The 22,069-nt window shown below is 70.3% G+C and carries 14 protein-coding genes; 9 read left to right on the plus strand and 5 right to left on the minus strand.

Annotated features, from left to right (window positions below; translation table 11 throughout):
• Position 1: 1 nt before the first annotated feature.
• Positions 2–187 (plus strand): hypothetical protein, encoded by a 186-nt coding sequence (locus EJP67_RS25975; protein ID WP_126024628.1) that lies wholly within the window; start codon positions 2–4, stop codon positions 185–187.
• A 33-nt stretch (positions 188–220) separates the two neighbouring features.
• Here EJP67_RS25975 and EJP67_RS25980 read toward each other — a convergent pair whose 3' ends face one another.
• Positions 221–3,238, minus strand: coding sequence for a PAS domain-containing protein (locus EJP67_RS25980; RefSeq protein WP_126024629.1), 3,018 nt, complete (start codon positions 3,236–3,238; stop codon positions 221–223).
• Between the two features lie 246 nt (positions 3,239–3,484).
• Here EJP67_RS25980 and EJP67_RS25985 point away from each other — a divergent pair, with 246 nt between their 5' ends.
• Complete coding sequence (locus EJP67_RS25985; RefSeq protein ID WP_126024630.1) at positions 3,485–4,975, plus strand: FAD-dependent monooxygenase; 1,491 nt, start codon at positions 3,485–3,487, stop codon at positions 4,973–4,975.
• 15 nt (positions 4,976–4,990) lie between these two features.
• On the opposite strand, the gene EJP67_RS25990 is transcribed toward EJP67_RS25985, so the two are convergent.
• Positions 4,991–6,340 (minus strand): M20 metallopeptidase family protein, encoded by a 1,350-nt coding sequence (locus EJP67_RS25990; RefSeq protein WP_126024631.1) that lies wholly within the window; start codon positions 6,338–6,340, stop codon positions 4,991–4,993.
• 157 nt (positions 6,341–6,497) lie between these two features.
• On the opposite strand from EJP67_RS25990, the gene EJP67_RS25995 reads away from it, so the two are divergent.
• Positions 6,498–7,418 carry a LysR family transcriptional regulator gene (locus EJP67_RS25995; protein WP_165909704.1) on the plus strand — a complete coding sequence of 307 codons (921 nt, stop codon included), beginning with the start codon at positions 6,498–6,500 and terminating at the stop codon, positions 7,416–7,418.
• A gap of 45 nt (positions 7,419–7,463) precedes the next feature.
• Here the strand turns inward: EJP67_RS25995 and EJP67_RS26000 are convergent, their stop codons facing one another.
• Complete coding sequence (locus EJP67_RS26000) at positions 7,464–7,688, minus strand: hypothetical protein (protein WP_126024633.1); 225 nt, start codon at positions 7,686–7,688, stop codon at positions 7,464–7,466.
• 305 nt (positions 7,689–7,993) lie between these two features.
• On the opposite strand from EJP67_RS26000, the gene EJP67_RS26005 reads away from it, so the two are divergent.
• Complete coding sequence (locus tag EJP67_RS26005; protein WP_126024634.1) at positions 7,994–8,785, plus strand: transporter substrate-binding domain-containing protein; 792 nt, start codon at positions 7,994–7,996, stop codon at positions 8,783–8,785.
• Between the two features lie 31 nt (positions 8,786–8,816).
• Here EJP67_RS26005 and EJP67_RS26010 read toward each other — a convergent pair whose 3' ends face one another.
• The gene (locus EJP67_RS26010) at positions 8,817–9,629 is read right to left on the minus strand and encodes an alpha/beta fold hydrolase (protein ID WP_126024635.1); all 813 of its coding nucleotides are present in this window, start codon (positions 9,627–9,629) and stop codon (positions 8,817–8,819) included.
• A 372-nt stretch (positions 9,630–10,001) separates the two neighbouring features.
• On the opposite strand from EJP67_RS26010, the gene EJP67_RS26015 reads away from it, so the two are divergent.
• The 4 genes from EJP67_RS26015 (at position 10,002) to EJP67_RS26030 (ending at position 17,618) form a co-directional block, all read left to right on the plus strand.
• Positions 10,002–15,185, plus strand: coding sequence for a trifunctional serine/threonine-protein kinase/ATP-binding protein/sensor histidine kinase (locus tag EJP67_RS26015; RefSeq protein ID WP_126024636.1), 5,184 nt, complete (start codon positions 10,002–10,004; stop codon positions 15,183–15,185).
• Positions 15,186–15,226: 41 nt separating this feature from the next.
• Positions 15,227–15,874 carry a response regulator transcription factor gene (locus EJP67_RS26020; RefSeq protein WP_126024637.1) on the plus strand — a complete coding sequence of 216 codons (648 nt, stop codon included), beginning with the start codon at positions 15,227–15,229 and terminating at the stop codon, positions 15,872–15,874.
• A gap of 137 nt (positions 15,875–16,011) precedes the next feature.
• Complete coding sequence (locus EJP67_RS26025) at positions 16,012–16,389, plus strand: response regulator transcription factor (RefSeq protein ID WP_126024648.1); 378 nt, start codon at positions 16,012–16,014, stop codon at positions 16,387–16,389.
• Between the two features lie 158 nt (positions 16,390–16,547).
• Positions 16,548–17,618, plus strand: coding sequence for an ATP-binding protein (locus EJP67_RS26030; protein ID WP_126024638.1), 1,071 nt, complete (start codon positions 16,548–16,550; stop codon positions 17,616–17,618).
• Positions 17,619–17,648: 30 nt separating this feature from the next.
• On the opposite strand, the gene EJP67_RS26035 is transcribed toward EJP67_RS26030, so the two are convergent.
• Positions 17,649–18,941 carry an epoxide hydrolase family protein gene (locus tag EJP67_RS26035; RefSeq protein WP_126024639.1) on the minus strand — a complete coding sequence of 431 codons (1,293 nt, stop codon included), beginning with the start codon at positions 18,939–18,941 and terminating at the stop codon, positions 17,649–17,651.
• 265 nt (positions 18,942–19,206) lie between these two features.
• Between EJP67_RS26035 and EJP67_RS26040 the strand changes: the two genes are divergently transcribed.
• Positions 19,207–22,068, plus strand: a complete 2,862-nt coding sequence (locus EJP67_RS26040) for an ATP-binding protein (RefSeq protein WP_126024640.1) — start codon at positions 19,207–19,209, stop codon at positions 22,066–22,068.
• Position 22,069 lies beyond the last annotated feature (1 nt).

The raw sequence follows: 22,069 nt of genomic DNA on the forward strand, positions 1-22,069 counted from the left end.
CTTGCGGGGAGAGCTATGGCTCGTGTTCGCCATGGCGGTGCTGATAGCAACCATTGCCCTCCTGCACCTGGCCGTGGAACGCGAGCGCGCCGGGGGCAGCTTCCAGTTCGATCTCCAGCAACTGATGTCCGAGGCGCCCGTCAAGAGCCCGGTGACGACGATGAGCCTGCAGCAGGAAATGCGTTGACGCCGGCGGAAAAAGCCCCGTACGGGAGGGACCTCAGGCCCGATGCCCCCCGACCGGATGCGACGCCACCTGATAGTTGTTGCGGCCCGCGCCCTTGGCCTGGTAGAGCATCTCGTCGGCCTGCCTGACGAGCGCGGCGGCCGTCGCGTCGCCGCCCTGGTAGAAGGCCACGCCGATGCTCGTCCTCACGAGGATCGTGCGCTCCTCCAGATCGAACGGCTGCTGCATGGCGTCGATCAGCCCGGAGGCCACCGAGATCGCGGCATCCGCGCCGGGCAGTCCTTCCATGATCACCGTGAACTCGTCCCCGCCCAGGCGCGCGCGGACGTCACCGGAGCGCAGCGCCTGCGACAGCCTGCCCGCGAAGCCGCGCAGCAGCTCGTCTCCCACCTGATGCCCGAACTGGTCGTTGATCTTCTTGAATCCGTCGATGTCCAGGTACATCAGCGCCATCAGCGCGCCGGCACCCCGGGCGCGCTCCATCGCTTCGTCCAGGCGCGCCTCGAAGCCCGAGCGATTGGCGAGGCCGGTCAGGGGATCGACCTGCGCGAGAGTCACGAGGCGCTTCTCCTCGAGTTTCTGCCGAGTGATGTCGGTGATCACGGCATGGAAGCCGACGATGGTCTCGTCGTTGACCGCGGGCTGCGGGATGTACTGGGCCTCGTAGCAGTAGTAGCTGTCGCTCCTGGCGACCTCGCTCTGGAAGGTGACGGTTTCGCCGGCCAGTGCCGCGCGGATGTGCGGCTGCAGGGCCAGGTAGTCGGGCTCGCCCAGCAGCTCCTGCACGGTGTGCCCCTGGATCTGCTCGCGCGAGAGCCCGAAGCCGCGCTCGTAGGCCAGGTTGTTGAACCGGTAGCGCTCCTCCGCGTCGATGTAGGCCACGCGCATCGGCAGCGCATCGGCCACGGTGCGCAGGCGTGCCTCGCTTTCCTGCAGCGCCTCTTCCGCCTCGTGGTGCGCGGTGATGTCGCTGTCCAGCGTGTAGAGGCCGATCACCTCGCCGTGCTCGTCGCGCTCCGGTACCACCGTGGCCTGGACGTCGCGGCGTCCGCCAGGCGTCTTCAGCCTGCGCTCGTAGGTGACCTGCCTGCCGGCCAGAGCCGCGCGCAGGTGCGGCTCCATCTCGGCCCATGCCTCCTCGCCGTAGAACTTCCACAGGCCCATGCCCAGCAATTGCTCGGTGGGGATGCCGAACCAGTCCTGGTGGGCCTTGTTGACGAACCGGAACCGCAGGTCGCGATCGAGGTAGGAGATCAGCGCCGGCAGGTGGTCCGTCACCATGCGCAGGCGATGCTCGCTGTCGCGCAGCGCCCGTTCCGCGGCCTTGGCCGCGGATATGTCGCGCATCAGTCCGGAGAAGTACTCCACCTTGCCGTGCTTGTCGCGATGCGCGATCACCATGTGGCTCGCCGGGAACGCCTCGCGCCTGGCGTCCCACACCATCGACTCGCCCACCCAGATGCCCGCGCGCACGGCGGTGGGCACGATCTCCGTGGCGAGCCTTTCCATGGTCTCCGGCGGGTTGAAGTCGGCCACGCTGAACTGCTCGATCGGCGCGTCGAGCGCCAGGCCCGTGCGCAGCCGCGCCGCCGGATTCATGTAGATGAGCCGCCCCTTCGCGTCCAGCTGGACGATGTAGTCGGTCGTCATGTCGAAGATGGCGGTCAGCGTGCGCAGCGCCTGCTCGGCCCGGGTGCGCTCGGTGATGTCGGTCACCGTGCCCACATGGCCGAGCACGCGGCCGTCCGCCGCGAGCACCGGCCGGCTCCTCAACGCAACCAGCACGCGGGTGCCGTCCCTGCGATGGAGCCGGCGCGTGACCGCCACCGGCGTGGCCGAGTTGGCAAGGCGCGCCCACTCCTGGCGAACCGTCTCGCGGATCTCCTCGCGCACCAGCGTGAGCCAGCCCGCCGCCGCATCCTTGCGCGCGAGGCCGTGGATCGCCAGGTACTCGTCGTTCACGTAGGTCATGCGGCCTTCGCTGTCGCAGCGGAAGAGGCCCACCGGCGAAGCGTCGGTGACCGCGGCCATCTCGAGCCGCTGCTCGCGCAGCTCGGCCATCAGCGCGTCGAACTCGCGCGCGAGGTCTCCGCGCTCGTCGTTGGCGACGACATCGAGGCCGACCTGGCTATCGGGCGAGCGGCGCAGGGTGCGGATCGCGCCGCTCAGCGCCTCCAGGGGGCGCATCACCCATGTAGTGCCCACCCAGACCAGGAGCGCGCAGCCCAGGCCGAGCCAGAGCATCTGCAGCAGCAGGTTGCGCCGCACCTGTTCCAGCGGCGCGTAGGCGATGGCGGCGGGCACGACCAGGCGCAGCTCCCAGCCGGCGGCGGGAATGGATGCATGAGTGGCGACGTCCTTGCCGATGCCGTCGCCGGAAGCGAGGGCGCTCGCGGGCTTGAGCAGCAGGTTCGCATCGGGGTGCATGACGATCTGCGGGGAGGGGCCGCGCGTGACGATCACGTAGTGGCCGCCCCGGCCGACGGTGGCGCGGCTGAGATCGCCGAGCACGTTGGCGCGCTGCAGGTTCAGCGCCGCGCCCAGCACGCCGGCGAGGCGGCCGTCCGTTCCGTCCACGGGCACGGCCATGATGACCGCCGGCTGCCGCGCGCTCCTGGTGAGAAGGGGCGCCGAGATCGTGGGCTGGCCCGTGTCGCGCACGCGGCGGAAGTAGTCGCGGTCGGCAATGCTCGAAGGCCGCTCGGCGGGAGGGTTGATCGCCACGATGGCGCCGTCGGGCGTGGCCAGCGCGGCGTTGTCGAACATCGTGCGCAGGTCCTGGTCCCTGAGAAAGCGCTGCTGCGCCGCGGGGTCCGCGAAGCCCTGCGCGCCGAGTTCGCGGGCCGCGCGCGCCAGGGCCGACAGATGGATGCCGAGCTTGTAGTCGAGGTCGGCCGCGGCGCTGTCGGTCAGCGCCTGCTGCTGCTCGCGCATCAGTTCGATGTACTCGCTGGACAGGCTGCGGTATTGCCACCCGCCCGTCACGCCGACCAGCACGAGCACCAGTGACGTGATCAGCAGTGCCGTCTTCGTTCTCAGCTTGAGCCGCACTCGCTTTCCTCCGCCACCACGGGGTGGCCGTGACTGCATGAGTCGATGATAGCAACGGGGGTTTTCTCTCGACCGCACGAGCAATGCCCTTGCGCCTGTAGGCATGGCGCTGAGGCGCAACGGTTCCTTTCGCCCGCGATGGACAATGAATCGGGCGCGGATGCCCCTGTGCGAAGGCCATCGTTAGGTCGAAGGTACAGGTGTCATCGCGATCCCTCCTGCGAATGAAGACAAATGGATCTACGGATGACGGAAGAACATGCGGTAGTGATTGTCGGAGCGGGCCCGACGGGCCTGGTGCTGGCGGGTGAACTGGCTCTGGCGGGCATCGATGTCGCCATCGTCGAGCGCCGACCGGACCAGGAGCTTGCCGGCTCGCGTGCCGGCGGCCTGAGTTCACGCACGCTGGAGGTGTTCGACCAGCGCGGGATCGTGGACCGGTTCCTCGCGCAGGGACAGGTGGCGCAGGTCACGGGGTTCGCGGTCACGCGCCTGGACATCAGCGACTTTCCGACCCGGCACAACTACGGGCTGGCGCTGAGGCAGAAGCACATCGAGCGCATCCTCGCGGGCTGGATCGACGAGCTCGCGGTGCCGGTCCATCGCGGCCGCGAGCTGAAGGGCTTCGTGCAGGACGATGCGGGCGTGACCATCGAGCTGTCCGGCGGCGAGACGCTGCGCGCGGGCTACCTGGTGGGCTGCGACGGCGGACGCAGCCTGGTGCGCAAGACCGCGGGCATCGAGTTTCCGGGGTGGGACGCGACCACCAGCAGCATCCTTGCCGAGGTCGAGATGGCCGAGGAGCCGCCGCTGGGCGTGCACCGCACCGCGCGGGGCGTGCATGCCTTCAGCAGGGAGCAGTACGAGATCCGCGACGGCAGGATCATCTTCGCCAGGGAAGGTCCTGTCGGCGTGATGGTGACCGAGAAGACCGCGGGCGCCACGAGCGAACCCACGCTGGACGAGCTGAAGGAACTGCTCGTCGAGGCCTGTGGAACGGACTATGGAATCCGGCGCCTGAACTGGATCTCGAGGTTCACCGACATGTCGCGCCAGGCCGCGGCCTACCGCAAGGGCCGGGTGCTCCTGGCCGGCGACGCCGCGCACGTGCATTCCCCGGTGGGCGGGCAGGGCCTCAACACGGGCGTGCAGGACGCGATGAACCTGGGCTGGAAGCTGGCTCAGGTGGTCAAGGGCGTCTCGCCCGAAGGCCTGCTCGACACCTATCACGCCGAGCGGCATCCGGTGGCGGCTCGCGTGCTGCGCACGACGATGGCGCAGGTCGCGCTGCAGCGCACGGACGACCGCACCGAGGCTTTGCGCGAAATCATGTCGGAGCTTCTCGGCATGGAAGAGCCCCGCAGGCGGATCGCGGCGGAGATGTCGGGGCTCGCCATCCGCTACGACCTGGGCGAGGGACACCCGTTGCTCGGTCGCCGCATGCCGGATCTCGACGTGCTCACCGCCGATGGCCCCGTGCGCGTGTTCGCGCTGCTGCGGGATGCGCGGCCGCTGCTGCTGGATTTCGGCGCGCCAGGCCGCTTCGATGTCTCGCCGTGGGCTGGCCGCATCAAGCTGGTCAATGGCAGATGCGACGGCCCGTGGGAGCTGCCCGCGCTCGGAGCGGTCGCGGCGCCGGCCGCGGTGCTGGTCAGGCCCGATGGCTATGTGGCTTGGGCGAGCGATGGCGCATCGGATGGTCTCCAGCAGGCGATGAACAGGTGGTTCGGCGCCTGAGCGCAGCCGCCTTGCTCAGCGTGACGCAGTCACATCCTTGCCCGGTCGCGCCGCCATGTAGCCGAGCGTGCTGCCCACCAGCGCACGCACGCCGATGCGCAGGGCCTTCTCGTCGATGACGAACTCGGGCGAATGATTGGGCGCGCCGGGCTTGTCGCCGAACGGGGATGCGTTGACGTTCCAGAACACCACCGGCAGGTTCCTTCCGAAGGCGCCGAAGTCTTCCGAGGCCATGCGCGGGCCGATCTCGCGGGCCTGCGCGTTGGGGCCCGCCGCGGCTTCGAGGCTCTTCACCACCGTCTGGGTCGCCTCGGGGTCGCTCACCAGTACCTCGTAGCCGGTGTCGATGTCCACCTTGGCCGTCAGGCCGTACTGCTCCGCGATCTTCTGGGCCTTCAGTCGGATGTTCTCGTGCGCCACCTTCTGGTTCCTGGCCGACAGCGAGCGCACCGTGCCGGCGAGCTCCGCCGTCTCGGGCAGGATGTTCGCGCGGTTGCCGCTTTGCAGCATGCCCACGGTGACCACGGTGGGGCCGTCGAGCGGATCGATGCGCTGGCTCACGATGTTCTGCAGCGCCAGCACGATCTCGGCCGCCGCCAGCGTCGGGTCTTTCGCGGTCCAGGGCGAGGAGCCGTGGCCGCCCTGGCCCTTCAGCGAGATCTTGAACATGTCGCCGCTGGCCATCAGGGCGCCGCGCCGGTAGCCGATGCCCACCGCGCCGCTGGCGTTGATGTGCTGTCCCATCACCACGTCGACCTTCGGGTTGTCGAGCACGCCCGCCTGCACCATCGCCGAGGCACCGCTCGGCACCGGCCCCGGGCCCAGTTCCTCGGCCGGCTGGAACAGGAAGACCACCGTGCCGGGCAGGTCGGCACGCATTTCCGACAACGCCTGCGCCGCGCCAAGCAGCATCGCGACGTGCGTGTCGTGGCCGCAGACGTGCGCTACGGGTACCTCCTTGCCGAGCCAGTCGCCCTTGGCGAGCGACTTGAAGGGAAGGTCGTTGCGCTCCTCCACCGGCAGCGCGTCCATGTCGGCGCGAAGGGCCACCACCGGCCCCGGCTTGCCGCCGCGCAGCACGGCCTTGATGCCTGTCCTTGCAACGCCGGTCTGCACCTGGATGCCCGGCATCTTGCGCAGCGCCTCGGCCACGTACGCGGCCGTGCGCACCTCCTGGAACGAGAGCTCGGGGTTCTGGTGGATGTGGCGGCGCCACGCGATCACCTGCGCCTCGGTGGCGTCCGCCAGCGACAGCCCGCGCTGCTGCAGTTCGGAGGGTGCCGCCGGGCTGTTGCCCTGGGCGACGGCATTCAGGTTGAACAGGCAGGCCGTGGCGAGTGCGGCAAGGAGATGCAGTTGCTTCATGCTGGTGCTCGAAAGGTTCGAAGGAGGAGGAGGGGGCAGTCGTCGGTCGGCGCGAAGTTAATGGACCGGGGGATAGAAGAAAAGACAAAAATCTCCATCCGGCGATCAAACTTCTCGATCACCTTCCCGTGTACTCCGTACCCCGATGAGCTCCACGATGAACCTGCGACACCTGGAAATCTTCCGTCTCGTGGCCGAGGCCGGCGGCATCCGCGCCGCGGCCCGCAATGCCGCGCTGACGCAGCCGGCCATGACCTATGCGATCCGCGAGCTGGAGCGATCCATCGGCGCGCCCGTGCTGGTGCGCAGCGCCAGGGGCATCGTTCCCACGGAGATCGGCCAGGTCCTGCTGCGGCGCGCCGCCGTGCTCTTCGACGAGATCCGCCGCACGGAAAGCGAGATCGCGCAATTGCGCGACGGCGGCGGCCACCTGCGCGCCGCCTTCAGCTCGCTCGCGGCGGCGCGGCTGCTGCCGCGGGCATTGCTGGCCTTTCGTACGCGCTGCCCCGGCGTTTCGCTGGAACTGGTGGAGATCACCAGCGCCGAGGCCGCCGGCCTTCGGGCAGGCCACGACCTCGCGGTGCTCAGCGATCTGGAAGGCGCGGCCGTGCAGGACGGCCTGACGAGCGAGGTGCTGCTGCAAGCCCCGCTGGCCGCCATCGCCCGCGCGGGGCATCCGATGGCGCGCGTGCGCACCATCGAGCGGCTGCAGGACGCGCTGTGGGCCGTGCCGTCCTACGGCGTGCGGGCGTTGGGCCAGGCCGGGCTGGCGGCGCCGCGCAACATCGTGGTGTGCCAGTCGGTCCAGTTCGGCCTTTCGCTGGTTCGCAATGCCGACGCGTTGACCCTGGCCGCCGCTTCGCTGGCGGACGACCCCGTCGCCGCCCGCGGGCTGGTCCGCCTGCCGCTGGCCGCGCCGCTGCCGCGCGTGCAGGTGTCGGTGTGCCTGCCCGCCGGCTCCGGGCCTACGCCGGCGGCGCAGGCCTTCGTCGAATGTCTGCGCGATGCCGCCGCGGGCCAGCGGGATCGTCTACCTGCGAAGCCGGCTTCGCGGCAGAAAGGGCGGACGGTGAAGTGATTGCTGCGTTGCAGCCTTGGAGGCCAGCGTGCGGGCAAACCCTGCTCACCAGGGCTTCCACCAGGGCCGCTTTCCCTGCCGGTGCTCGAGCGACCGCAGGTCCAGCGTGTCGTAGTCGGGATGGTGGTGGACGCCGGCGCGCCGGCGCAGTTCGGCCTCCAGTTGATGGGCGATGCCGCGGGCGTGCAACTCGCCTTGCAGCGCCCGCCGACGCCACTCGGTGGCCTGCGCGCCCAGTTCTTCATCGGGCAGCGTCTCTGTCTCGATCATGGTTCGCCTGGTGAAAAAGGGTCCGGGGGCTTCACTGAAGACAACGCGCCCCGTGGCTTCCCGAGCCTACGGGTTTGCCGCATGTCTTCATCGCCAGAACATGGGATGCGGGAGCGTCCCCAATGTGGGGCTCCGATCCCTGAATCGGGGCTGCTTCGCGGGTTGCGCACCACCTTTGTCGTTCTGATCGGGTGCATGAGTCTTGTATACCACTGGCACGGTTCGTGCGGCTTGGGGCAGGCGCGGCCGGACCCGGCCGCGCGCTCGACATCAAACCCACAACCACTCGTCATCGTTCAGGCATCATGAAATTCGGCAGATTGCAATTCGTTCTGGGGCTGGCGCTCAGCGGCCTCATGGCAACCGGTGCGGTTCATGCGCAGAGCGCGCTGGACACCATCCTCAAGAACAGGAAGATCGCGATCGCGGTTCCTCCCGATTTCCCGCCCTACGGCTCGATGGACCGCGACTTCAAGATGCATGGCCTGGACATCGACATGGCCAACTACATCGGCGCGAAGCTCGGCGTGGAGGTCGACCTGATCCCCGTGACCAGCGCCAACCGCATTCCGACCCTGCAGAAGAAGAAGGCCGCGCTGGTCATCGCCACCCTGGGCAAGAACCCGGACCGCGAGAAGCAGATCGACTTCACCGCTGCGTACTCGCCGTTCTATCAAGCCATCTTCGGCGCGAAGACCGTGAACATCAGGAGCTTCGCCGACCTGTCCGGCAAGTCGATCGCGGTCACGCGCGGCTCGGTCGAGGACCAGGAGCTCAACAAGGTCGCGCCTTCGGGCACCGACATCCGCCGCTTCGACGACAACACCCGCACCGTCTCGGCCTTCGTTTCCGGGCAGGTGCAGCTGATCGCCACGGGGGCATCGGTCGCAAACACCATCATGGTCGGCAACCCGGCGCTGGGCACCACCTACAAGCTGCTGCTGAAGGAGAGCCCCAATTACATCGGCGTGGCCAAGGGCGAGGACGCGTTGCGCCAGAAGGTCAACGCCATCATCGACGAGGCGAAGAAGAGCGGCGAACTCGACCGGCTGTCCATGAAGTGGCTGGAGCGCCCGGCCGGAGACCTGCCGCAGTAGATCCCCGAGACCGGAAACGCCAGGCGGATGCTCAGTGCCCGGCCGCCTCGACGATCACCCTGGTGACCGCCTCGGGCTGGGAGGTCATCACGACGTGCGAGGCGCCCTTGACCACCACCGTCTTGCGCGCGTTGGCGCGCTGCGCCATGAAGGCCAGCGCAGCCGGCGGAATGTTCTTGTCGCGATCGCCGTACACGAACCATGACGGCACCGACTTCCACGCCGGAGCCTGCGCCGCCTCGTTCAGCGCCGCCTCGGCGATGGGGCGCTGGCCCACGGCCATCAGGCGCGCCTTGGCCAGCGGAACGTCGGCCGCGAACTGCGCGGGAAACTTGTCCTGCTGGATGTAGAGATCCTTGCCGCCGTCGGCGAGCGGCACCGCCGGTGCCAGCGTGGGCCCGAGCGTGCTGCCGGGGAACTTGCCCGTGAGGCCGAGCGCCGTTTCGCCCGCCTCGGGCGCGAAGGCCGCCACATAGACCAGCGCCTTCACGTTCGCCTTGCCGTTCGCGGCCGACGAGATGACCGAGCCGCCGTACGAATGCCCGACGAGCACGACCGGCCCCTTGACCGAATCGACGACGCTGGCGACGGAGGCCGCGTCGAACGAAGGCCCGCGCAGCGGATTGGCGGCGGAGATCACGGCGTAGTGCCGTGCCTGCAGGCGCTGCACCACGCCGTCCCAGCTCGATGAATCGGCGAAGGCGCCGTGCACGAGAACGATCGTGGGCTTGGTGGACGGCGCGGCATCCGCCGGCTGCGCGAACGAGTGCAGGGGCGCCAGCGCGGCCAGCCCGAGTGCATGGGCCATCAGGGTCGCGGCGAGACGGCGAGAGAACTTCTTCATGACGATTCTTCCTTTTGGACTTGGGTGAAACAGGATCGGCCCGGTGCCGACGGCGCTGAATCTATGGGCGATGCGGGGCAAGTACGGCCCGGTCTGTATGCCTCTGTGTCCGGGGCGCGTGCAGTGACATTACTTTTCAAGCCGGGTGGCCGAAACAGCGCCGGTACACCCCGGTTCGGGGCGGCGCATGCCCGCGCCTAACAACGCCTAACACCAGCCAACGCACGCAGCGCCAATCTCGCGACCGGCGAGGTTCCAATGGCATCCGCGCACGAATGCGCCCGAAGACGGGGAGAGAAAAACGAGCAATGGCGGGCTGTGCCCGCGCCCCACGCATTCCGCGGCCCGAGCGGCCGCAAGAGGCCCACATCCATGCAGCAACACCAGGAACTCAGCGGACCCGAAGAGGCGGACGCAGCCGTGCCGGACGCCCCCGTTGTCGCGCAGCACGGGGCCTCGTCGGTGCGGTACCGGGACTTTCGCGAACTCGGCGCGGGCACGCCGCGCCTGGAGCGCGCACGCGCGCACGGCGTGGCTTCTTCGCTCGTGGCCGGGCGTGGCCAGACCACGCCGGCCACCGCCGCGCTGCTTCAACGGGAGTACGCGCTGCGCCACATGCTTCGCGACGAATGGGCCGCCGTGCCGGTCGCGCTGGTGCCGCATGGCGAGAGCTTCCTGCTGATCCTGAAGGACCCCGGCGGCGAGCCGCTTCGCCGCGGTGGCGCTCCTTGCTCCGACGTGGGCGCCTTCCTCGCGCTCGCGCTGCGCCTCGCCACCGCCGTAGGCGCGATGCACGAGGCCGGCGTGCTGCATCGCGCGCTCACGCCCGATCGCATGCTGCTCGGCGAGGACGGGCGGGCCTGTCTCACCGGCTTCGGCCAGGCCGCCGCCATCGGCGACGCCGACAGCAAGGCTGCGGGCGACGACCAGCTTTCCTGGGATGAGGACAGCTTCAACTACATGGCGCCGGAACTCGGCGCACGCATGAACCTGCGCGTGGATGCGCGCGCCGACCTCTACGCGCTCGGCTGCATCCTCTACGAGCTGATGACCGGCAGGCTTCCCTTCGAGGGCGCCGATGCCGCCGCGCGCGTGCACGCCCACGCGAGCCGGATCGCCCGCGCGCCCGCAGAGCTGGTGCCGCAGCTTCCGCCGCAGCTCTCGCTGCTGGTCATGAAGCTGCTGGAGAAGACGCCCGAACACCGGTACACGGACGCCGCCGGCGTGCTGGCGGACCTGCGGCGCTGCGAGACCCTGCTGCGCCAGCACGGGCGCATTCCCCTGTTCGCGCTGGATGCCCATTCGGCCCTGCGCAAGCCCGGCGGCGCGGGCCTCGTGCTGGGACGCGACGCAGAACTGCAGGCACTGTTCGCGCTCTACCGCGAGGTCGCGGACAGCGCCCGCATGCGCGCGGCCTGGGTCTCGGGCCCCTCGGGCATCGGCAAGTCGACGCTGCTGCGCGAGGCCGTGGCCCGCATGCAGCGCTCGGGCGCACCGCTGCTGGCCGCGGCCAAGAGCGAGGAAGGGCGCCGCGGCAAGCCGTATGCGCTGCTGGTGGAGGTGCTCGATCCGCTGCTTCGGCACGTGGTCGGCTGCGCCAACGAGGAATTCGCGGTCTGGCGCAACCGCATCGCGGCCGCCGCGAAGCCGGTGGAGCGGACCCTGGCGGGCCTGCTGCCGGCGCTCGGCGTCATCCTCGGCCTGCAGTCCGGGCAGCCCGTGCCCGCCGCTCCGGAGGCGGCCCCCGCGCTCGAGCGCGAGCGCGTGCTGCAGGGCATGGCGCGGCTCGTCGCCTGTTTCGCCGTGCCCGCGCGTCCGCTCGTGATGCTGCTCGACGACCTGCAATGGGCCGATGTCGAAACCCTGCAGGTGATCGAGCGACTTCTGCATCAGCACGACGATGCCGCGCTGCTGCTCGTCGGAACCTTCCGCGACAGCGGAGTGGATGCCGATCATCCGCTGCGCGCCGGCCGGCTCGCCGAGGTGCCGCAGGCCCTGCGCATCGAACTCGGCCCGCTGGACGAGAGCGCCTTGCGCGAGATGATCGCGCTCACGCTGCAGCAGGACGCGAGCGCCGTCGGCGAGCTCGCCGAGCTCATCGGCCGGAAGACGCAGCGCAATCCGCTCTTCGCCCGGCACCTTCTCCATCTGCTGGCCGACGACGGACTGCTCGCCTACGACGCCGAGACCGCCTCGTGGCGCTGGAGCCTCGAACAGCTCGCTTCCCACCCCGGTGCCGACACCGTCGGCGACCTGATGGCGCGCCGTTTCGAGCAACTGCCCGCGGCGGCGCAGGCCGTCCTGTGCGTGATGGCCTGTCTCGGCCACCGGAGCTCGGGCGAAGCGCTCGCGCTCGCGATGGACGTGCAGCCCGGCACCGAAGCGGCCAGGCGCCTGCAGGCGGCGCTCGACGATGCGCGCGAGGCAGGCAGCATCCAGCGCGACGGCGAGGACTGGGTCTTCTGGCACGACCGCATCCGCGAGGCCGCCTACGGCTCGATCCCGCCGGCGGAGCGGCCGCGCATGCACCTGCGGATCGTGCGGCGCCAGCTGCGGCAGGCGCCCGATCCCGCGCGGGTGTTCTCGCTCGCCGCGCAGGCCAGCCTTGCACGCCTGGCCGTCGAGGCACCGCAGGAGCGGCGCGACTTCGCGCGGCTCAACCTGGAGGCCGGCCGCCAGGCGAAGGCCGCGACCGCCCACCATTCGGCGCTCGGCTTCTTCCGCGCCGCGCTCGCCTTCCTCGGCGAGGACGACACCAGCGAGGACGGCCTGCATGCGCGCGCGCTCTGCGGCGAGGCCGAGTTCATGACCGGGGCGCTGGAAGCCGCCGAGGCCCGCCTCGCGGCGCTGGAGGAGATCGCGGGAGACGGCATCTTCGGCGCCGATCTCGCGCGCCTGCGCGCGGCGCTGTACACCACGCTCGGCAACTTCGACCGCGCGCTGGACGTGGGGCTGGCCTTCCTGCGCAAGTCGGGCATCGACATGCCGAGGCGGCCCGACGCCGCGGCCGTCGACCGGGAGCACGCGGTGCTGCAGGCATGGATCGACCAGCACGGCATCGGGGCGCTGCGCCGGCTGCCCGTCGTGGCCGACCCGCTGCGCCGGGCGATCACCGACATCTTCGCGGACCTCATCCCGCCGGCGCTCTACACCGACCAGGACCTGGTCGACCTGATCCTCTTGCGCATGATCGGCCTCAACATCGCGCAGGGCCATTCCGACGCGTCGGCGGACGGCTATGTCTGCATGACGCAGGTCTTCGGCGTGCGCTACGGCAACTACGCCGCCGCGCGGGAGTTCGGCGCGCTCGCGCTGCACCTGGTCGACGAGCGCGGGCTCGCCCAATACCGGGGCCGGGTCTACATGACCTTCGGCACCATGGTGGTCCCGTGGACGCAGCCGGCGCGCGCGGCGCGCGACTACATCCGGCGCGCCTACGACGTGGCGGTTGCGAGCGGCGACCACACCTTCGCGATCTACTGCGGGCGCAACCAGGCGACGGGAATGCTCTTCGCGGGCGAGTACCTCGGCGACGTGCGGGATACGGTCGAGCGCGGGCTGGCCGTTGCACGCGACGCGAATTTCCAGCTCGTGATCGAGGCGCTGCTGGCCCAGAAGGTGCTGCTGGCGCAGCTGCAGGACGGCACCGCCGGCGATGCCGACGAGCAGCCGAGCCCGCCGCGGGAAGGCCAACCCGCCACGCTCGTCGATTTCGCCTGCTGGGTCTACAGGCTGCAGGCGGCGCTCCTCGGCGGCAGGCTCGCCGAAGCGATCGAGGCGCGCCATCGGGCCGAGGCCTGCGCCTCATCGGGCCGGACCTTCGCCGAGAGCGGCGACCTGCCGTTCTACGGCGCGCTGGCCTTGCTCGCGCTTCCCGCGCGCGATGCGTCCCAGCAGGCGGCGCTGCAGCGTGACGTGAAGCAGCTGCAGGCCTGGAGCCAGGCCTGCCCGGCCAACTTCCTGGCCCGCTTCCAGCTGGTGCGCGCGGAGATGTGCCGCATCGACGGCGATCCGCTCGCTGCCGTGGAGGCCTATGCGCGGGCGGTGTCGCACGCGCGGCGCCACGGCTTCACCCAGGTCGAGGCGCTGGCGGCCGAGCTTGCCGCGGCCTTCCATGCCGGACGCGGCGACGACCTGTCGGCGCACGGCAACCTGCGCCACGCACGCGGCGCATGGCAGCGCTGGGGCGCAACGGCCAAGGTGCGCCAGCTGCAGGCTTCGCACCCGGGTCTCTTCGAGATCGAGGACCCGGCGCCGAACACGCGGCGGATGCAGGGGCTCGATGCGCAGGCCGTCCTGCGCATCTCCACGGCGCTGGCCGGCGAGATCGTTCCGGTGCGGCTGGTCGAGACGCTGCTTCGCACCGCGCTCGAGAACGCCGGTGCGGAGGCCGGCACGCTGGCGCTGTTCCGGCAGGAGGTGTGGCAGGTTCGTGCCCAGGCGCGGGTGCGCGACGGCGCCGTCGTGCTCGCGCAGGAGGGCGTCGCCTTCGATGCAGGGGCACTGCCTGTCTCCATCGTCCAGGCGGTGGCGCGCACCCAGCAGCACATCGTGGTGGACGACGCGCGCGAGAGCGCCTCGCTCGCGCAGGACGACTACATCCGACGCCGGCGTCCGCGCTCGATCCTGTGCGTGCCGCTGATGCGCCACGCCATGCTCGTGGGCGTGCTCTATCTGGAGAACAACCTGGCCTCCCACGTGTTCACGCCCGCCAAGGCCGAGGTGCTGGAGGTGATCGCCTCGCAGGCGGCCTTCGCGCTGGAGAACGCACGGCTGTACGAGGAACTGATCGACCAGAACCAGCAGCGCGCGCGGGCCGAGGAGCAGCTGCGCAGCACGCTCACCGAGCTCGAGCGCGCGACCCGCCTGAAGGCGATGGGCGAGCTGGTGGCTTCCATCGTGCACGAGGTGGGCCAGCCGATCGCCGCGGTCGACACCTCGGCCAGCGCCGCGCTGCGCTGGCTGGACCGCAGCCCGCCCGACATCGGCGAGGCCCGCGAGATGCTCACGCACATCAGCAGGAGCGCGCTGCGCGCGCGCACCATCATCCAGGGCCTTCGCGCCAAGGCGCGCAACGCGGAGCCGCAGTTCGCCGCCTTCGATCTCGGCGAAGCCCTGAGCGAGGCGGCCACGCTGGTCGCCGGCGCGCTCGACACCATGGGCGTCACGCTGGAGACGAAGGGCCTGGAGGCACCGCTGGCCGTGCATGGCGACCGCGTGCAGCTGCAGCAGGTGGCAGTCAACCTGCTGATGAACGGCGCCGAGTCGATGGCTGGCCTGCCGCCCGGCCCGCGGCCGCTGTCGATGGCCTGCGTGCACGACGGCGGGCATGTGAGCATCGTGGTGGAAGACGCCGGACCGGGCGTCGGCCCCGAGGCGGCGCAGCATCTGCTCAAGCCGCTGTTCACCACCAAGTCCAACGGCATGGGCATGGGGCTGGCGATCTGCAAGTCGATCCTCGATGCGCACGGCGGCACTCTGGAGCTGCAGCAGCGCAAGCCCACGGGCATGCGCGCCGTCTTCAGCCTGCCGCTTCCGGGCGCCGGCGGCCGCTGAAGGGGCCGTCGCGCCCGAAGCCTTCAACAACGTCTTTGTCCATGCTTCCTTCCGATCCGACTCCGGCAACTCCTCGCTGCGTGTTCATCGTCGATGACGACGAGCTCGTTCGCAATGCGCTGTGCAGCCTGCTGCGCTCCATCGACCTGGCGGTGCACGCCTTCGCCACGACCGAGGAGTTCCTCGCCGCGCCGCGCTCCGGCGGGCCCTCCTGCCTGGTGCTGGACGTGCGCCTGCGCGGCCAGAGCGGCCTGGCCTTCCAGCAGGCCCTGCTGGAGCGCGGCGAGCCCCACATGCCGATCGTGTTCATGACCGGCCACGGCGACATCGCCATGACCGTGAAGGCGATGAAAGCCGGGGCGGTGGACTTCCTGGCGAAGCCTTTCCGCGACCAGGACATGATCGACGCGGTCATCGCCGCGCTGGAGCGCGATGCGCGGCGCCTGGAGAGCGCGCGGCTGCTGCAGGCGGCGCGCGCCTGCTGGGATTCGCTCACGCCGCGCGAGTGCGAGGTGGTGCAGCACGTGGCCGGCGGCCTGATGAACAAGCAGATCGCCGATCGCATGGGCATCGCGGAGATCACGGCCAAGATCCATCGCGGCCAGGCGATGCGCAAGATGAACGTGCGCTCGGTCGCCGAGCTGGTGCGCAAGATGGAGGCGCTGGGTGTGGTGGAGGGCGCCTGCTGAGGCGAAGCCATACCTACGGATGATGGCGCCGCGCGCTGGTGCCGCTATCCTGCAATCCTGGGCAGGGGCGGGAATGTTCCTGCGCCTTCACCGGAAACCCCCGGGGTAGAGAACGGGCTTCCTCCTTGTCCTCCTCCTTGTCCTCTTCAGCCATCGAACTCGTTTCCATCGTCGACGACGATCCCTTCGTGCGTGCCGCGACGAGCAGTCTCGTGCGCTCGTTCGGATGGGAGGCCCGCGCGTTCGAGTCGGCCGTCGACTTCCTCGCCTCCGACGTTCCGGCGCGCACGCGCTGCCTCGTCTGCGACATCCAGATGCCGGCCATGGACGGCATCGCGCTGGTCGAATGCCTGGAGCGCGAAGGCCTGCGCGTGCCCGTCATCTTCATCAGCGCCTTCGCCAGCGCCCGCACGCGGGAGCGCGTGGAGGCCAGCCCCGCGCTCTGCCTGATCGAGAAGCCGATCGACGCCGCCGAGCTCGAGACCTGGATCGGCCGCGCGCTGGGCCGGGCCTGAAACTCCCCGCAAGGAGACGGACCTCGCGGCACCCCGGCGCATGACGGGGGCAAACCTTCGTAGGGGGGCGGCAAACGCTGATGCAATGGTCTGTGCGACCCCTCGCGTGATGTCATCACTCCCATGCCGGCACGTGCGCCGGCAGCAGGAGAAAACCAATGACGAAGAAGTCCCGCGCATCCATCAGTTCCTTCCATCCGCCGCGCGCATCCGCAGCGCCCGCCGGGGCCGTTTCGAGTTCAGGGCGTCCGGGCCGCCGGTCCCACGGCCTGGCCTTGATCGCGGCGCGCGCGCTCGCGGTGGCCACGCTCGGGCAGAACGTCCATGCCGCGACGCTGTCGCCCCTGACCTGCCCGCTCGACGACAGCCTGCGATGGATCCTGTGCGTGTCGGTGCTCGTCGGCCTCATGCTGCTCGCCGTCTTCCTCTGGCTGGAGGCGATGGACCACCGCGCGGGCGCGGCACGCCTGGCTCGCACGCTGGAGCAGCAAGGCAGCGGCGCCGGCATGCCCGAGCTCGCCGAAAGCGGCCCGCGCGCCATCGTGCGGCTGGCACGCGCGATCAACAACGTCCGCCGCCGCCAGTCCGAGCGCGACGTGGCGCATCTCGACGTGCAGGCCGCGTATGCGCACGACCTGCGCACGCCGCTGACCCGCATGGGCCTGCGCTGCGAGATGCTGGAAGACGCCTCGCTGCGCGAAGCCATGGAACGCGATCTGGCGCAGATGCGCGAGCTGGTCGAGGCCAGCGTGGCCAGCGCGCGGCTGCAGCGCAGCGTGGCCGAGCCGCTGCAGCGCGTCGATGCCGACGGCCTGCTCGGCAGCCTGATGCGCGACTACCGCGAGTCCGGCCGGGCGATCGCCGTCGACGGCCACATCGGGCAGCCGGTGATGGCCTGCCCGCTCGCGCTGCGCCGCGTGCTCGCCAACCTGATCGACAACGCGCTGCGCTACGGCAGCGACGTGCGGGTCAGCGCCCGCGTCGACGCCACGAGCCTGGTGCTGGCCGTGGTGGACTCGGGGCCGGGCATCCGGCCGGCACAGATGGAGGCGGTTTTCGCGCCATGGGTCCGCGCGCAGCAGGGCGGCTCGGAGGCCAAGGCCGGCTCGGGCCTCGGCCTCGCGATCGCCAGGCGGCTGGCCCGGTCGATGCAGGGCGACCTGCAGCTGCAGAACCGCCGCTGCGGCGGGCTCGAGGCGCGGCTCACGCTGCCGCTCGTGGTCGCATGACAGGGGCGGCGGCGTGTGCTTCTACCTGGCTCAGCGCAGCGACCTGAACGCCGCGCGCACTTCCTGGCTGAACAGCGCCGGCTGTTCCCACGCGGCGAAATGACCGCCCGTGTCGACCTCGTTCCAGTAGATCAGGTCGTGGTACGCGCGCTCGGCCCAGCTGCGCGGCGCCTGGTAGATCTCGCCGGGGAACACCGTCACGGCGGCCGGCAGCGAGATGTCGACGGCGTTGAAGTTGTTCGAGTGGTCTTCCCAGTAGATCTGCGCGGCCGAGGTCGCGCTGTTGGTCAGCCAGTACAGCGAGATGTCGTCGAGCATCTCGTCGCGCGGCAGCACCCGTTCGGGCACGCCGCCCGAGTAGGTCCAGGTGGCGAACTTGTCGTAGATCCACGCGGCCTGGCCTACGGGCGAGTCGGCCAGCGCGTAGCCCAGCGTCTGCGGGCGCGTGACCATCATCGCGGAGTAGCCCGAGCTGTTTTTGTAGAAGGCGTCCAGCTTGTCGAAGGCCGCGCGCTCCTTGGGCGACAGCCCGGCGGGCGCGGGGCCGCCCGCCGCGAGGATCGACGCGATCTCGGCGGGCACGGTGCCCGGCATGTTGACGTGGATGGCCATGAGGCCCGGCACCTTCTGCATCGCCATGCGGTGCGAGATGACCGAGCCGCAGTCGCCGCCCTGCGAGACGAACTGGCTGTAGCCCAGCCGCGCCATCAGCACACCCCAGGCGCGCGCGATGTGGTCGGAGCCCCAGCCCGTGGCCTCGGGCTGGCCCGAGAAGCCGAAGCCGGGCAGCGAGGGCAGCACGAGGTGGAACGCATCCTCCGCGCGGCCACCGTGGGCGGTGGGGTCGGTCAGCGGGCCCACGACCTTGAGCAGCTCGAAGATCGAGCCCGGCCAGCCGTGCGTCATGACCAGCGGCATCGCGTCGGCGTGGCGCGAGCGGATGTGCGCGAACTGGATGTCGAGGCCGTCGATGGTGGTCACGAACTGCGGAATGGCGTTGAGCCGCGCCTCGCCCTTGCGCCAGTCGTAGTCGGTGGACCAGTGGCGCACCAGCGAGCGCAAGGTGGCGAGCCGCACGCCCTGCGAGTCGTCCGCGACGGTCTCGGCGCTCGGCCACCGCGTGGCGGAAAGCCGCCGGCGCAGATCGGCCAGCGCCTCGCGGTCGACGCTGATGCGGAACGGCCGTACCGAGGTGTCGTCCGGGCCGGAGGCCCCGGACGGTCGCAGCATGGCGAAGGCGCCGGTGGCTGCCGACGCCGCGCCGAAGGCGAGCGACGTGGCCAGGAGGTGGCGGCGCGAGAGGGATGGATGGAGGCTGTTCATGCAGGCATCTCTGTGAAGTTGAAACGCCTCCATTGAAGTGGGCGGATGTATCCCGCGTGTGTGAAGAAAGGGCTGAATCGCATGCGCAGGTACCTCGGGGGCGGACCGACACACGGTCATACAAATCGGTACGCCGCGACCCTCGGTTATGCTCCGTCCGCCCGCGCTGCCGAGGCGGCCGGCGGGTCCGCCGGGCCGATCGGATCGACCGCGTGCGGCCTGGCAATCCGCCGCGTGCGCGGCACGCCGCAGTTCCCCCATCTCCATGAGCGACGACAACTCCTTCAAGACCGCCGGCCCCGTCTCCTTCGGTCCGTTCACCCTGCGCGTCGCGCAGCGGCTGCTGGAGCGCGAGGGGGTGCCGGTGGATCTGGGTGGACGGGCGATGGATGTGCTCCTCGCGCTGGTCGCCAATGCCAACACCATCGTGAGCAAGCGGGAGCTCATGGCGCTGGCCTGGCCCGGCATGGTGGTTTCGGACGGCAGCCTGCGCTACCAGATCGCGATGCTGAGGCAGGCGCTGGGCGACGGTCAGGACGGCGCACGGTACCTGTCGAACGTCGTCGGCCGCGGCTACTGTTTCGTGGCCCGCATCACGCCGGCGGAGGCTGCAATCGAAGTGCAGCCCGAGGCCGAGGCAAGCTCCGTCGAGCCCGGCCTTCCCGCGCAGCCGGTGGAGCTGGTCGGCCGCGCGAAGGACCTGGCCGCGATCCCGGCCCAGCTGGCCCGCACGAGGTTCGTCACCATCGTGGGCTCGGGCGGCGTGGGCAAGACCAGCGTCGCGGTCCGCACCGGGCAGGACATGCTCGGCGAGTTCGGCGGGGCCGTGGTGTTCGTCGATCTTTCGATGCTGCTGGACCCCGGCCTGGTGCCCAGCGCCATCGCATCGATGCTGGGGCTGTCGGTGCGCTCCGCCGACCCGGTGCCCAGCCTTATCGCCTACCTGCGCGAAAGGCGCATGCTGCTGATACTGGACAACTGCGAGCACGTGATCGCGGCGGCCGCCTCGCTGGCCGAGCGCATCTTCCAGGCGGCGCCGCGCATCCACATTCTTGCCACCAGCCGCGAGGCTTTGCGGGTGCAGGGGGAGCACATCCACCTGCTCGATCCGCTGGACAACCCGCCCGACCAGCCCGGGCTCGTCGCGCGCGACATCCTCATGTATCCCGCCACGCGCCTGTTCGTCGACCGGGCCGGCGCGAGCGGCGCGATGCCCGACCTGAACGACGAGGACGCGCCCGTCATCGCGAGCATCTGCAGGAAGCTCGATGGCGTCGCCCTCGCCATCGAACTCGCGGCGCGGCGCGTTGCCGCCTACGGGCTTCAGCAGACGGCCGCGCTGCTCGACGAGCGCCTGGCGCTTTCGTGGCTGGGGCAGCGCACGGCGCAGCCGCGGCACCAGACGCTGCAGGCCACCCTGGACTGGAGCTACGAACTGCTCGACATGCCGGAGCGCCTGGTGCTGTGCCGACTGTCGGTCTTCGTGGGCCACTTCTCGCTGGAGGCCGCTCGCGAAGTGGCAGCGGACCAGGAGCTGACGCAGGCGCAGGTGGTCGACGCGGTCGCGAGCCTCGCGGAGAAATCGCTGCTCTCCCTCCGGCGCTCCGGCGCCTCGACCCAGTACCGGCTGCTCGAAAGCACCCGCGCATACGCGCATTCGAAGGCCGGCGCCGATCTGGCCGACTCGGCGGCGCGGCGCCACGCCATCTACTTCCGCAAGCGGCTGGAGCAGATGGCCGCGCAGGACGACGCCTTCTCGCGCGACACCGCCCGCGCGTCGGACCTTGCGGACCTGGGCAACGTGAGGGCTGCGCTCGCCTGGTGCTTCGATCGCGCCGATGCCAGGGAGCTGGGCGTTTCCCTGATGCTGGCGGCCGTGCCGGCCTTCATGGCGATGTCGCTGCTGGCGGAGTGCCACGACTGGTCGAAGCGTGCGCTCGCCGGGCTGGGCACGGCTTCCGCGGGCAGCGCCGCAGAGATGCATCTGCAGGCGGCCGTCGGCCTCTCGCAGATGTTCACGCGTGGCCACAGCGACGAGGTGCGCCATGCGCTCGAACGCAGCCTGCGGGTGGCCGAGGAGCTCGGCGATTCCCGCAGCCAGGTCGAGCTGCTGGGGCGGCTGCAGATATTCCACGAGCGCATCGGCGACTTCGTCGAATCGCTCAGCCATGCCAGGCGCTGCGCCGACGTGGCCGCGTCCATCGACGATGCGACGGCGCAGGCGACCGCCAATTCGCTGGTGGGCCTGTGCCACCACCTGGTGGGCGACCAGCCCCGCGCGCGGCACTTCCTGGAGGCCGCGATCGCCGGTGCCTCGGTGTCGCGGCAGCGCAGCAGCATCCACGCGGGCTTCGACTTCCACAACCGCGCATGCATCGCGCTGGCCAGGACCCTGTGGCTGCAGGGCCATCCCACGCAGGCCGTGGTCGTCGCCCAGCGTGCGGTCGAGGAGGCCAGGCACCTGAACCACCCGGTCACGCTGTGCATCGCCCTGATATGGGCCGTGTCGGTCTACATGTGGGTCGGCGACCTGGCGCGGGCCGAGCAGGACATCGACCGCTTCGTCGCCTATGCGGAATCGCATTCCCTGACGCCCTACCTGGCAGTGGGCCGCGGCGTGAAGGGCGAACTCGCGGTGAAGCGCGGGGATGCGGCAAGGGGCGTGCAGGCGATCCAGGAGTCGCTGATCGAGCTGCGCGCGTCACGCTACGAGTTGCTCACCACCTCGTTCAACATCACGCTCGCCGAAGGCCTGAACGCCATCGGCAGGAACGGCGAGGCGCTGGAGCTGATGAACGACACGCTCGCGCTGGTGCATGCCAAGGGAGACCTCTACAACCTTCCGGAACTTCTTCGCGTGAAGGCGCGGGCTTTCTCGGGTGCCGTGCCGCCGGACATGGCGAGCGCCGAAGAATCGCTGCTCGAAGCGCTGGCTGCCAGCAGGCAGCAAGGGGCACGCTCGTGGGAGCTGCGCGTGGCGATGGACTTGGCTCGCCTCCGGGAAAAAGCCGGGCGCGTGCGGGAGGGAAGGGAACTGCTGGCCGGCGTGCTCGCCCACTACACGGAGGGCTTCGAAACCGCGGATCTGCAGGAAGCCGAGCGGCTGCTCGACGGGTCGATGGACTAGG

This window comes from Variovorax guangxiensis (genome assembly GCF_003952165.1).
GTDB lineage: Bacteria > Pseudomonadota > Gammaproteobacteria > Burkholderiales > Burkholderiaceae_C > Variovorax > Variovorax guangxiensis.